Source organism: Streptomyces sp. MB09-02B (assembly GCF_033794485.1).
GTDB lineage: Bacteria > Actinomycetota > Actinomycetes > Streptomycetales > Streptomycetaceae > Streptomyces.
This window is the reverse complement of the sequence record NZ_JARGEE010000266.1, coordinates 1-12667: the sequence shown is the minus strand read 5'-3', so window position 1 is coordinate 12667 and position 12667 is coordinate 1. Positions and strand designations below refer to the sequence as shown.

At 69.0% G+C, this 12667-nt stretch carries 11 protein-coding genes and 3 pseudogenes; 4 read left to right on the top strand and 10 right to left on the bottom strand.

What is annotated here, in order from left to right; all coding sequences use genetic code 11:
• Positions 1-221: 221 nt before the first annotated feature.
• The 4 genes from P1P70_RS29815 to P1P70_RS29800 all read right to left on the bottom strand — a co-directional run bounded on the left by P1P70_RS29815 (position 222) and on the right by P1P70_RS29800 (position 4187).
• Entirely contained in the window at positions 222-983 is a 762-nt protein-coding gene (locus P1P70_RS29815; protein WP_319243182.1) for a hypothetical protein, read from the bottom strand.
• A gap of 69 nt (positions 984-1052) precedes the next feature.
• On the bottom strand, positions 1053-1889 hold the full coding sequence (locus P1P70_RS29810) for a hypothetical protein (RefSeq protein ID WP_319243185.1): 837 nt from the start codon (positions 1887-1889) through the stop codon (positions 1053-1055).
• A 110-nt stretch (positions 1890-1999) separates the two neighbouring features.
• Positions 2000-3118, bottom strand: coding sequence for an acyl-CoA desaturase (locus P1P70_RS29805; RefSeq protein WP_319243180.1), 1119 nt, complete (start codon positions 3116-3118; stop codon positions 2000-2002).
• A gap of 7 nt (positions 3119-3125) precedes the next feature.
• A complete protein-coding gene (locus P1P70_RS29800; RefSeq protein WP_319243178.1) occupies positions 3126-4187 on the bottom strand; it encodes a ferredoxin reductase in 1062 nt (353 codons plus the stop codon).
• Positions 4188-4274: 87 nt separating this feature from the next.
• On the opposite strand from P1P70_RS29800, the gene P1P70_RS29795 reads away from it, so the two are divergent.
• Positions 4275-5414, top strand: coding sequence for a helix-turn-helix domain-containing protein (locus tag P1P70_RS29795; protein ID WP_319243176.1), 1140 nt, complete (start codon positions 4275-4277; stop codon positions 5412-5414).
• Between the two features lie 228 nt (positions 5415-5642).
• Positions 5643-6457 (top strand): annotated as a pseudogene (locus P1P70_RS29790) (DUF2332 family protein).
• Between the two features lie 286 nt (positions 6458-6743).
• Here the strand turns inward: P1P70_RS29790 and P1P70_RS29785 are convergent.
• The 4 genes and pseudogenes from P1P70_RS29785 to P1P70_RS29770 form a co-directional block, all read right to left on the bottom strand.
• Positions 6744-7214, bottom strand: a pseudogene (locus P1P70_RS29785) (hypothetical protein); the annotation flags it as partial.
• Positions 7215-7266: 52 nt separating this feature from the next.
• The gene (locus tag P1P70_RS29780; protein WP_319243173.1) at positions 7267-7668 is read right to left on the bottom strand and encodes a DUF6924 domain-containing protein; all 402 of its coding nucleotides are present in this window, start codon (positions 7666-7668) and stop codon (positions 7267-7269) included.
• A 90-nt stretch (positions 7669-7758) separates the two neighbouring features.
• On the bottom strand, positions 7759-8616 hold the full coding sequence (locus tag P1P70_RS29775; RefSeq protein ID WP_319243170.1) for a maleylpyruvate isomerase family mycothiol-dependent enzyme: 858 nt from the start codon (positions 8614-8616) through the stop codon (positions 7759-7761).
• Between the two features lie 344 nt (positions 8617-8960).
• Positions 8961-9338: a MerR family transcriptional regulator gene (locus P1P70_RS29770; RefSeq protein ID WP_319243167.1), complete on the bottom strand. Its 378-nt coding sequence runs from the start codon at positions 9336-9338 to the stop codon at positions 8961-8963.
• A 53-nt stretch (positions 9339-9391) separates the two neighbouring features.
• On the opposite strand from P1P70_RS29770, the gene P1P70_RS29765 reads away from it, so the two are divergent.
• The gene (locus tag P1P70_RS29765; protein WP_413471572.1) at positions 9392-10900 is read left to right on the top strand and encodes an MFS transporter; all 1509 of its coding nucleotides are present in this window, start codon (positions 9392-9394) and stop codon (positions 10898-10900) included.
• 220 nt (positions 10901-11120) lie between these two features.
• Positions 11121-11327, top strand: a complete 207-nt coding sequence (locus P1P70_RS29760; RefSeq protein ID WP_319243163.1) for a hypothetical protein — start codon at positions 11121-11123, stop codon at positions 11325-11327.
• Between the two features lie 255 nt (positions 11328-11582).
• Here P1P70_RS29760 and P1P70_RS29755 read toward each other — a convergent pair.
• Positions 11583-12074 (bottom strand): annotated as a pseudogene (locus tag P1P70_RS29755) (protein kinase domain-containing protein); the annotation flags it as partial.
• A 294-nt stretch (positions 12075-12368) separates the two neighbouring features.
• The coding region (locus tag P1P70_RS29750; RefSeq protein WP_413471571.1) for a DUF4982 domain-containing protein at positions 12369-12667 on the bottom strand (299 nt) is incomplete at its 5' end.

Below are 12667 nucleotides of genomic sequence, written 5' to 3'. Positions count from 1 at the left end.
GGGTGGTGGCAGGAGGTACGGCTGAAACACGGAGGGCTGCTGTGGCGGCGGGGGCGTGGACACGCCATGAAGCTACTGCACACACAGCTCACCCGGGGCGCGGTAGCCCCTCGCCCGCCGCCTCTTCACCGGCGGGCCCGACATCGTTCATCCCCGCGTCGATCACCGTCCGCACCCCGGCGTCAGCTCATCCCTGTTCGCCCGAAATCCGTCTCCCGCCTTCACAGGGACAGCGGGTCGACCGGCGGCCATGGGTAGCCCAGTTGCTCGGCATCATGCGACCCTCCCCAGACCTCGGCGGTGGCACGGGGGTCGCCCGCGGTCAGCCGCGCTTCAAGGCGCTCGGCTTGGTCGGATGAGGGCTCGGCGGAGATGGGGAGGGTCATGCCGAACTGGAGCCAGGGCAGATCTGCGTCGGCCCGGGTACGGGGATGCCTCAGGACGACATGGATGCGATCGGGTTCCTTGCGGGAGGCCCAGACGCCTTCCAACTCGCAGTCCCATCTGACGAGCCAGTCCTCGTGCCCCCTCAGCCCTGCCTCCAACAGTCGCGCAACCGCCCCTGCAGGCCACTCCCAGCTGCGGTCCTCCCCGGCCCGCAGGACCTCGGCCGCGTACTGACCTGCGGTGAACCGGAGCTCCGGCAGGTCGAAGTCCTGGTTGGCCAGGTCGCGCCAGCCCGCCCAGACAACGTGATGGCCCCTACGCGTGATGGTCACGTACAGCGCGCCACAGCACTCCTCCACACCGCACCCGGACCAGGCAAGGCGAACCTCGTGGGGCGTCGCCGTGGCGTGCAACGGCCCGTCCTGGCCCAGCAGATGCCTGGGGCCCACTCCCAGATACCGGGAGCCTCCTACGCCACCGGGGACCACCTCGGCCAGGAGATCCCGGCCGTTGACGATCGGGCGGACCTCCACGACGCCCTCGTCGGGCGGAGGGCACGCGATGCTCAGACTGAGAAGGTCCGGTCTCCTGGTCATCGGCCGATGATCGCGGAGCCGCCTCGCACCTGTCCTGTGAATTCGCATGACCTCCGCCATGTAGGCCGACTATCCGGTGACTCTGCCCGAGCGTGGTTGGGCGCGCAGGGCAGGCAGCCGGGCACAGTCCTCCGCTCCGGCCAGGCTGGCGCCCAGGGCCAGGAGCGAGAGGAGCCGCACAGGCCGGCCGGTTGTGGCGGCGGCCTCTAATTTGTGGTGGCCGTCGAGGAGGAAGTGGGTCAGGCCCCAGTGCGCGGAGGGGGCACCGCCCAGGCCGAGGGCGGGTCGGCACACGTCCAGCGTGGAGATCGCCACCGCCGTGGGGACCGTTCCCTGTCCCATGAACGCGGCGTACTCGTCGACACGGTGCCTCTCGTTCCATGTCGGGGGGACCATGGGCACGACGAATTCGTAGAGGTGGGCGTCCGCGTCGACCGCGGTCTCGAAGGTCCGGTAGTACGGGGTGTGCGGGTACTCGGGGAGGCCCCAGAACTGATCGATCCCCCACGTCGTGACCTGTTCACCGCTGAAGTAGTCGCCTTCCTTCCCCGGGATGATCAGCCGGGGTTCCACGCTCAGGAGCAGCGGGAGGTACTCGCCTTCTGGCAGCAACGCACCGAACGCCTCGATCACCCCGCCGCCGTCCGGATCATCAGGATCGTCCAGCGAGCCGATGAGCCGTTCCTGCATGCTTTCCAGAGACAACTTCTCTCGCGCGGTCTCCAGTCTGCGGAACAGGAGCGGGCACGTTCCGCAGTAGAAGCTGAGCTCGAAGGCGGGCTCGTCGTCGACCATGAGCAGACGGCGTCGCGGCCCGCCACCGAGCTCCTGCAGTTCCGTATCGAAGCGCAACCGCGCCTCGGAAGAAGGGACACCGAGACTGCGGGGGCCGCCCGTTCTGATCATCACGGGACGACCGTACGGGACGTCGTGGACCGGCTCCACCGAGTACTGAGGGTGGATCTGGCCGGGGGCATGCATACGTACGATCGAAGGATCCGACCCGATCACCGGGTTCAGGCCGCGATGAGCTCCTGGTCGCGGTCCGGTGTCCTGGCCTTGGGCTTCTTGTTCGGCAGCGAGAGCCGGATGACCTTGCGCCACGCGGAGAACACCTGCTTGGGCAGCGGCCCGGTGACGTATTCCAGCTCGTACTTCTCGAACAACGCGCGCACCTTCACCGCGACCTCGGCGTACCGGTTGCTCGGCAGGTCCGGGAAGAGGTGGTGCTCGATCTGGTGCGACAGGTTGCCGGTCATGAAGTGCATGGCCTTGCTGCCGCTGATGTTCGCCGAGCCCATCATCTGACGCAGGTACCACTGGCCGCGCGTCTCGCCCTTGATCGACCGGCGCTCGAAGACCTGCACGCCCTCGGGGAAGTGCCCGCACATGATCACCGAGTGGGTCCAGATGTTGCGGACCAGGTTCGCGGTGAACGTGGCGGCGAGCGTCGTGAGGAACGACGGGCCCGACAGCAGCGGGTGGATCACGTAGTCCTTGAGCACCTGCTTGCGGATCTTGCGGCCCACAGCCCTGGCCCGCGCGCGGAACTCCGGGTTGTTGCGGCGGCGCTTGTGCAGGTTCTTGCCGAGTTCCAGGTCGTACGCCGCGATGCCGTACTCGAAGAAGCAGGCGTTGATGAGGTTCCACAGCGGCTGGCCGAGGTGGAACGGGTGCCACCTCTGGTCCTCGTCGACGCGCATGATGCCGTAGCCGAGGTCGTTGTCCTTGCCGATCACGTTGGTGTACGTGTGGTGCAGCTCGTTGTGCGAGTGCTTCCACTGGTCGGCCGGCGAGACATGATCCCATTCCCACGTGGTGGAGTGGATCTTCGGGTCCCGCATCCAGTCCCACTGGCCGTGCAGGATGTTGTGGCCGATCTCCATGTTGTCCATGATCTTCGCCACGGACAGGCCGGCGGTGCCGATGATCCACGCGGGCGGGAAGAACGAGAACAGCAGCACGCCCCGGCTGACCAGCTCCAGCCTGCGCTGCGCCGAGATGACCTTGCGGATGTAGGCGGCGTCCTTCTCGCCACGGTCGGCGATCACCTCGTCGCGGATCGAGTCCAGCTCGCGCCCGAGCTCCTCGATCTGCTCCGGGGTCAGGTGGGCGGTGGGGTCGATGGCGGTCAAGGTGCTCCTACCGTTCGATGTCGCAGGGGCCCGCCGCGGCGGACACACAGGTCTGGATGAGGACGCCCGGCTCGGCCTCGGTGATCTCGCCGGTGCGCAGGTCGCGGACGGCGCCCGCCTTGAGCGGCGTGACGCAGCCGAAGCAGATGCCCATGCGGCACCCGGACGGCATGAGCACGCCGGCCTCCTCGCCGACGTCCAGCAACGGCGTCGTGCCGTCCGCGTCGACGGTCTTGCCGGTGGTGCTGAACGTGACCTCGCCACCCACACTGTCGTCGGCGAGGACGATTCCGGGGCGGAAGCGTTCGGTGTGCAGGCGCTCCAGGACACCGTGCGCGGTCCAGTGCTCTTCGGCGGCGTCGAGCAGGCCCGCGGGCCCGCAGGCCCAGGTCTCGCGCTCGGCCCAGTCGGGCACCAGTTCGTCGAGACGGGCGATGTCGAGCATGCCGTCCGTGTCGGTGTGCACCTCGGTGAGACGCAGCCTGTCGCCCGCGACCAGGTCGTGCAGCTCGTCGCGGAAGATCACGTCCTGCGGCTGTGGCGCGCAGTGGACCATGACGGCGTCGTCGAACTCGGTGTCGCGCAGCATGCCCATCACGGGCGTGATGCCGCTGCCGGCCGTCAGGTAGAGCACCTTGGCGGGCTTGGCCTCGGGCAGGACGAAGTCGCCGGTCGCCTGGTCGAGGTGGATCAGCGTGCCCGGTGCCGCCCTGCGGACCAGGTGGTTGCTGACCTTGCCGTCCGGGATCGCCTTCACGGTGATCGTGACGCGGCCGTCCTGGCGGTGTGTCGGCGAGGTGATGGAGTACGCACGCCACAGGCGCACCCCGTCGACGTCGACCCCGATCCGCACGTACTGACCGGCCGTGTGGCCCCGCCAGCCCCGCCCCGGTCTGATCACGACGGTCGCGGCGTCACCCGTCTCGGGGTGCACGGCCTCGATGCGCCCACGCAGGTCAGCGCCCGCACGCAGCGGGCTGACCAGGTCGAGGTAGTCCGACGGCAGCAGCGGCGTCGTGACCATCTCCAACAGTTTCCACGCCCTGCTGCGGAGGGCTGTACTCGTCATGACTCCAGCTTGCTGCGCCTCAGGGCGTAAAGTCCTGACCGCAGGACGTGAATCTGGTCGACTGAATTGTTCGCAGGGAACAAAAACGTGAGCCATGCAATCCGGAGGGCCAGCGAACTGGCCCTGGACGAGACGACGGTCACCGCACTTCGGGCCGCGCTGAGGACCACCGCCGACGAGGTCGTCCAGGCGATCATCGACGAGGTCCCTTCCTACGCCAACGCCCTGTCGGGGCACATGGGCGCCACCATCCGCCGGGCCGTCCGCACCGCCCTGGGGCACTACCTGGACCTCGCGAGCGGCAACGCCACGGGCGGCGACGCCGGTGACGCGGCCTACGAGCTGGGCCGCGGCGAGGTGCGCGACGGCCGTTCGATGGACGCCCTCCTCAGCGCCTACCGCGTCGGCGCCCGCGTGGCCTGGCGATGCCTGGCAGCCGGTGCCGTACCCGCGGGTCTGCCCGCCGCCGAGGTCGCCAAGTTCGCCGAGCTGACCTTCGCCTACATCGACGAGCTCTCCGCCGCGAGCGCCGCGGGCCACGCCGACGAACTGGCCGCCCAGGGCCGGGCCCACGAGCGCCACCTGGAGCACCTGGCCCGCGACCTCCTCGCCGGCGCGAGCCGGGACGTGCTGCTGGCCTCCGTTCAACGGGCCGGATGGCAGCCACCGGTTTCGCTGACCGCGGTCCTGCTGCCCGCCGCCCAGGCCCGGCCTGCCTACCGCGCGCTCGACCCGGGCACCCTCGTCCTCGACGATCTGCCGGACGCCACCGGTGTGCTGCTCGTCCCCGACGCCGACCGATCGCATCTCCTGCGGCAGCTGACCGACCGCACCGCCGTGGTCGGCCCGGCCCGGCCATGGACGCGTGCGTCCGCCTCGTACGCACGAGCCGTACGCGCGCGCTCCCTCTCCTCCGATATCCGCGACACCGAGAACCATCTGCCCGAGCTGGTGCTGAGCGCCGACGCGGACGCGTTGGCGGACCTGCGTGCGCGAGCCCTCGCACCGCTGCGGACCTTGCCCGCCGCGACCGCGCAGCGGCTGGAGGAGACGTTGCGGGCGTGGCTGCTGCACCAGGGCAGGCGGGACGAGGTGGCGGCGGCGCTGTTCGTCCACCCCCAGACCGTCCGGTACCGGATGTCGCAGCTGCGGGAGCTGTTTCCGGATCTCGCATCGCCGCACCGGGTCCTTGAACTGACCCTGGCGGTCGGCCTTCGGAACAGCTGACGCATACTTCGACCGCCCCGCCCCCTTGTCTCTCTCGCAACACCCACTCGCCGCGTCCAGGCCCTCGATATCGGGCAGGACTTGATCAACCAGAGGAGGAGAGTGCATGAGTGGCCAGGTGAGCAGCACCCCCGCCCCGGGCACCGACGCCGGCCCAACCTGCTGCTGGCTGCCGCGCGCCGCCTCGGCGCACCCCTCGACTCGACCGGCGCGTTTCTGACATGGGTGATGACGCGCTGGGACCAGGTGAGCTCCCTGATGCTCGCCCGACTGACGCAAACGAACGAAAGCGCCCGATGCGCCACCCTGCTGCCGGTTCTGCCGGTTCTGCCGGTTCTGCCGGTTCTGCCGGTTCTGGCGGCGCTGCCGCAGCCGCTGGCACTGATCGAGGTCGGAGCCTCGGCCGGGCTCTGTCTCTACCCGGACCGGTACCGCTACCTCTATGACCGGAGTCAGGCATCGGGTCCCGCAGACAGCCCGGTCATCCTTCCGTGCCGCACCGGGCCGGTGCCGATACCACGTCAGCTGCCCGATGTCGTCTGGCGGGCCGGGTCGACCTCAACCCACTCGACCCCTCCGATCCCGGAGACGCCAACTGGCTGGAGAGCCTGGTCCGGCCGGAGCAGACCGAGCGGCTGCAGCGGCTGCGCGGCGCCCTCGATGTGGCACGGGCCGAGCCCGCGCCCATGGTTCGGGGCGACCTGAACGAGACAGTGAGCAGACTGGTGGCTCAGGCTTCTGAGGGGGCTACGCCCGTGGTCTTCTACAGCGCGGTCCTGGCCTACCTCTCCTCCGACGCACGCGCCCAGTTCGCGCGAACGATGCGGAATCTCCCATGCCGCTGGATCTCGAACGAGGCCCCCAGCGTCTTCCCCACGCTGCTCACTCCCTGCCTGAACCGGTCCCCACCGAACGCGCCACGTTCGTGCTGGCCCTCGACGAACGCCCCATCGCCTTCACAGGACCCCACGGCGAGCATCTCCACTGGCTCGATGCCGGGCTGCGCGTCTCCCACGATGAGGCGCCCTGCCAGTGGAGCATGACCGAGCCAGCTGCCTGTGCCCCGCCCGGCACGATCTCGTCCAGCTCGTCGGGCTCCACGACGACGCGAACGGATGGCGGCCTGGCCCGAGGACGAACAGGCCGAGTTGGAGGACGCCGCCGCAGTGCTTCGCCGCGTCCGGGCCAGGGGCGACCACAAGCTCCTGCCCTTGACCGTGGTCCTCAAGGCAAGAGGATGAGACGGCTGCCAGAACCCCCGCTGAGGTCCTCGCCGAGTCCGGGCGGAATGGCGTCATGGGCGGTTGTCGAGCGTCGGTGAAGTCGGTCCAGGCCGGTCGCCCATGCCGTCAGCGCGGCGAAGTCGTCGATGGCGAGGCCGCGTCGGGGATCGATTCGGTGCAGCAGGGCGGGACCGTCGTGGTGTTCCTCCACCCAGGCGCGATCGGCCTCGGTGATCTCGTCGTCGATCCAAGCGAACGCACGGCCTTTCGCCCACGCGACGATCTCCGGCGTCTTCCAGAACACACCGCCGCCGGGCCGGGCCCGCGGTGAGGACCAGGGAATGAAGGGCAGCTCGGGCAGTCCCAGGAGTGGCGCGATGAAAGCGTTGGCTTCTTCTTCCCAGGTCGTCGCCCACACAAGGTCGAAGGGAAGGGCATCCAGCGCCGGGCCGTGATCCGGGTTGAGCCACACCCGCAGCGGCCTCACGGGCTTGCTCGGCAGCCCCCACTCAGTCAGCCGGCGCCGCTCGGCGGCCTCCCAACGAGGCGTCAGCAGGCGGTGCGTCTGATGGCCCACGGTACCGCCCGATGACGAGACCGCCCAGTGAAATACCGGCGCGTAGGCTGTTTCAGAAGGACCGGTATATGCGGTCGGGATCGGCGGAGGCTGCCTCGGCGAACTCCGCGAAGTCCATGTCGGCGATCGACAGATTGGCGTGCACGTCGTGAACGCCGGCTGGGGCGGTCCGGAACCCTCGGGGCGGCGGCGGGGAGTCGATGAGCTCCTGGTAGCACATCGGGCCGAGGTCTTCCTCTTCGTCCTCGGTGATGTCGAGGGCGAGTAGCGCGCGATGGGCGGACTGCATCGTGACCCGGTCGGCGAGGAACACAACGCTCAGGTTCTCGTCCGGCCTCGCCTCGTTGAGGACCTCATCGGGCGTGCGATTGGCCCAGGCTGCATCGTCGACGAGGTGAACAGAGGGTTCAAACTCGCCGTCGTCTCCCCACGGCTGAGCCAGGTCCGCGACCACCGCCCGCCATGCAGCCTCGTCCGCATAGTCGGTCCGGATGATCAGGGCATCCCCGGTGGCGTGTCTGCCTCGGCGTACGATCCATTGGCGTCAGTAGACGATTGACACGATCTGGCAGGCCGCTTCGGCCAGTTCGCGGTCGCCGGCGATACGGGCGCGGGCCAGGGCAGTCTCCGGTTGGATGCCGCGGGTGCACAGGCGCCACGCAGTCTCCGAGTCCAGATTCACGAGCGCGGCAGGACGTTCGGTGTCCGGCTCGGCGAGTGACCAGATGTCCCCGGTGGCTGTCGCTGTCCACGTGCCACCGGCCGGGCCGTCGATCCGCACCTGGACTTGAGTACCGACCGGCGCGGTGGCCTCACGCAGGGTGCGGGGCAGGGCTCGCATGAAGGTGTCCAGAACCACTTGCTGCGGGCGAGGATCAGGATCGGTGCCCCGCCCGACGGCGTGGCGAATCTGCTGACGATGGGTCCAGAACTCGGTGAAGTCGCGGGCGCTGTCCAGCCACATCGGCGCCGGATCGACGCCGGCCCATGACACTCCCAAGGACGGGGCGTCGGGGTCGGTGGCTTCGAAGAACCGGACGACCTGACCGCCGAGCAGGTCGAGGGTGTCGGTGAGGGCGGCCGGGCTCACCCGGCACTGGGCATCCACCCATTCCTGGTTGATGCGGTGGATGAACGCCTCCAGAGTCTCGCCCGGTGCGAGGGTGGGGCCTTCCTGGTGACCGTCGCGGTCCCGGGCAAGCCGGCCGTAGAAGTCGCCCAGGACGTGGGCAGCAAGATCTCGCACGGTCCAGCCCGGTAGCGCCTCCTTGGCCCAGTCGGCGGGCGCCAGGCCGCGCAGCGTGGTCATCAGCGCGGCCTGCTCCGGGGCAAACAGGGGGCGGGCATCGATCGGGGCACCCAGCCACGGATGGCTCGGCACGTTATTGAGCCGGGTATTCATGGCTCGAACCTCCCAACCGAGCCGACCGTTTCGCTAGTGGATTTCCCACGCAGGCCTCACTTTCGGCTGCTTGCGTAACCGCGCCAACTGGCCACATGTCGGGAAATCCTGACGCTTGGCCCGGCCGTACATCTGTCGCTTGAGCATGATGATGCGGTTCACGGCGCCCTCGGTGCCGCCAGAACTCCACTCCGGGCTGAGTCCGGCCGTACGGCGTCGACTTCGCGGCGCAGATGGCATGCGAAGCCGGTGCGTCCGGGCAGTTGGCTGGCTTCGACGGCGTCGATCACTGAGGATCCGCGCCCTTCCGACGGCTCAGCGCTGACCCGGACCACGGGCGGCCTCTAGGTGGCCGCCGTTCGCGTGAGCGTGGGTGGCGCGGTCGCGATGATGGTGTCGAGGGTGGCGCGGGCGGCCTCGAGTGCGTGAATGGAGGCGGTTATCCGTTCACGCTCACGGTGGAGGTCGTCGACGAGTTCGGGGCAGTCGGCGATGAGCCGCTCTCCGTCCTTGCCCATGCACGGCAGGACGTCGGCGATCGTGGCTGTGGACAGGCCGGCGGCCAGGAGGTTGCGGATGTGCGCCACCACGACCACATCCGATGGTGAGTACTCCCGATAGCCGCTCGCGCGTCGAGTCGGGGCGAGCAAGCCCTGATCCTCGTAGTAGCGGAGCAATCGCTCGCTGACACCGGTGCGACGCGTGAGCTCGCCGATTCGCATGGGTCCTCCCGGGCTTGACTCTGACACCGGTGTGAGACTTTAGCGTCGGCTGCATGACAAGACGATCGGTCGTGACCACCGAACAGGCGAGCCCCCGGACTTGGCTGGGGCTTGCGGTGCTCGCCCTGCCCACCCTCCTGCTCGCCGCAGACGTCACGGTGCTCTACCTGGCCACACCACACCTGGCGGCGAGCCTGCGGCCCACCGCCACCGAACTGTTGTGGATCACCGACAGCTACGGGTTTCTGATCGCCGCCTTCCTGGTGCCGATGGGCAGCCTCGGTGATCGCATCGGACGCCGCCGGTTACTGCTCATGGGCGCCGCGGCGTTCGCCGCTGGATCGGTCGTCGCCGCCTACGCACCGACGCCGACGGCTCTCATCGCGGCGCGCGCACTGCTCGGTGTCGCCGGTTCGACGCTGATGCCGTCCACGCTCGCGCTGATCAGCAACATGTTCCGCGACCCGACGCAGCGCGGGATGGCCATGGGAATCTGGGCGGCGTGCCTTTCGGGTGGCGTCGCGCTCGGCCCCGTCGTCGGCGGCGCGCTGCTGGCATCGTGGTGGTGGGGTTCTGCTTTCCTCATCGCCGTGCCCGTGATGGCGCTGTTGCTGGTCACAGCGCCATGGGTACTGCCAGAGCATCGTGACCCCGCGCCCGGTCGCATCGACCTGATCAGCGTCGCCCTCTCCTTGGCGACCGTGCTGTCGGTGATCTACGGCATCAAACACCTCGCCGCGGGCGGCCCCATCACGACCAGCATGGTTTCGATCGCCGCGGGCATCGCTTCCGGTGCCTTGTTCGTGCGGCGTCAACTGGTGATTCCTGACCCGTTGATCGACGTGCAGTTGTTCGGCATGCGGCAATTCCGGGTCGCGATGATCGTGATGACGGTCGGCATCTCCGCAACCGCGGGCGTCTACCTGCTCGTCACGCAGTACCTGCAACAGGTTGCCGAGCTGTCGCCGTTGCAGGCGGGCCTGTGGTTGCTCCCGTCGTCCGGCGCGATGGTCCTGACCTCCGTACTGGCCCCCGGACTCGCACGGAGGTTCCCACCCGGACGGATCGTCGGCATCTCGCTGCTGGCCTCTGCGGCCGGGTTCGCGACCCTCACCCAACTGACCGCGGAGTCGGGACTGCCACTGGTCGTGCTTAGCATCGTCGTCGTCTATCTCGGGCAGGGACCGATCATGGCCCTCGGCACCGATCTCATCGTCGGCTCGGCACCACCGGGCAAGGCCGGAGCAGCGTCGGCACTGTCCGAAACCGGCACCGAATTCGGACTCGCCCTCGGCGTCGCGGTCCTGGGCAGCATCGGTGCCGCCGTGTATCGGCAGCACATCGGCGTCCACATCCCGCACACCCTGCCGCCGGATTCCGCAAACGCCGCCCGGGAGGGCCACAGCCAGGCGGCGGCGGCCTCGACGGAACTACCACCGGCAGCCGGTGCAGACCTGCTGCACGCCGCCGACGCGGCATTGACCTCGGGCCTCGCGGTGATCGCCGCGATCGCTGCCGCAGTGTCCGCAGGGCTGGCCATCCTTGCGTGGCGAGCCGACTGATGTGCACTCGCGGGCCTCAAGACCTCTCAGATCACCAGGGACAGCAGAAGGACGAAGAGCAGCGAGACCGACGTGACACGGGCCGACCTCTTCTGCTCCTTCCTCAATAGGTGCCGCATCGCTGGACTTCGGGCCGCGTCCCGGTGGAGCCGCCCGCAGGCGAAGCATCAGCGCCCCGCGGGACTCGCGTGTGCTTACGGCCGCCGGGGGAGGGGAAGTGATGATCTCCATGACGAGCGTGATGCAGAACTACGGTCTCCTGTGGACCGACCCGGACGGCACCCCCCAGGCGTCGGGCTGCAGGTATGACAAACGGTCCGCGAAGCATCGCCGCACCGAACTCAAAGCCGTGGGCTGCACTCGCGTCGAGATCGTGCCGGTCAGGCCGGGTGAAGTTCCCGAGCCTGTTTCCGGCGAAGCAGGATGAGGCAGACACGCCGACCAGGTGGACCCCGTCCAGTGCGATCTCCGCCGGCGCAAGAAACTCGGCCTGTACACCACCTTCGACACCTCCGGCCTCTTCGGCGCCCGCGCGTGGCGCTCAGCAGCACGACGCGCAGGGCACCCCCTTCCTGCTGAGCGACACGCCCGCCCCGGACCCGGGTTTGTCTGAGCGCATTCAGTTCCCTGCCAGTGCTTCCTCGCGCGCACCTGATCGTGCCGCCCCAGGCAACGGAAAGTTGGCGGCCAGGACAGAGGTGTATCCGGTGGGGCCGAGGACGACGAGTACCTCGCGGTCACGCGTCAGGCGCCTGGCCGCTCGCTGGGCCCGTTCGGTCTCGCCCCGGTCGCCCACCACCTTGCAGGCCAGCGCGAACGGCTTGTGCTCGCGGGCGTTGAACCGCTCCACGGCCAGCCGGGCGGCCCGTCCTGTGCGTTCCCCGCCCCCTTCTGCGGGCCGCTGAGGTCCGGGTCGTGGACCGTGCGGTAGAGGAGCGCGTCCGCCGCGCCGGTGCCGAACGGCGGACGTCCGTTGGCTGCGTACGCCAGGACGCAGCCCAGGGAGAACACATCGCTCGGTGGGCCCACCGGGCTGGGCCTGCTCGGCGGAGAGGAACCCGGGCGTGCCCACCATCATGTCGTCCGTGGTCAGCTCCGTCGCCTCGGCGGCCGTGGGCCCCGCGATGCCGAAGTCGATCAGCCGGGGCCCGTCGAGGGCGAGCAGGCACTCGCCGCGACGTGGTCGGCCTGCGGCGCGGCCCGGCTGAACAAGTTCACGCAGGGCCGGTGTTCAGCCCAAAGATCGGATCTGGAGTTCGGCTGGTTGATGACCAGCCGACCTCTGTCATCAGCTGGGGCCTGGGGGATCCCGCCCGGTGGGTTTGGCGTACGACGGCGGGCGGGCCCGAAGGGGCCTCCCGCCGTCATCTGCCTCCGCAAGCCCGCAGGCTGTCCTGTGTCAGCCTGCGGGCGCGGGGACGACCGGCACGCAACGCCGTAGTGTCACCGTGGCCAAGGGCAGTGCTTCTCAGCCGAGTGTCCAGTTGACGGTGTCGGTGTAGGTGGAGCCGTTGATGGTCGCGGTGACCGTCACGGTGTTCTGTCCGGGCCGCAACGTGATGCTGGGCCATCTGAAGATGTGGTCGCCGCTGCTCAGCGTGGACAGGGTGACGCCGTTGAGGGTGGCGGTGACCCTGTCCGCGTTGGAGTAGACCTTCAGTTCGGTGCTGGCGTCGGTGCGCTGGGTCCAGCGGCGGCTGGTGATGTGGAGGGTGGGAGTGTCGGCCCAGTTGGCCTTGTACCAGTAATAGGCGTCCTTGCGGATCT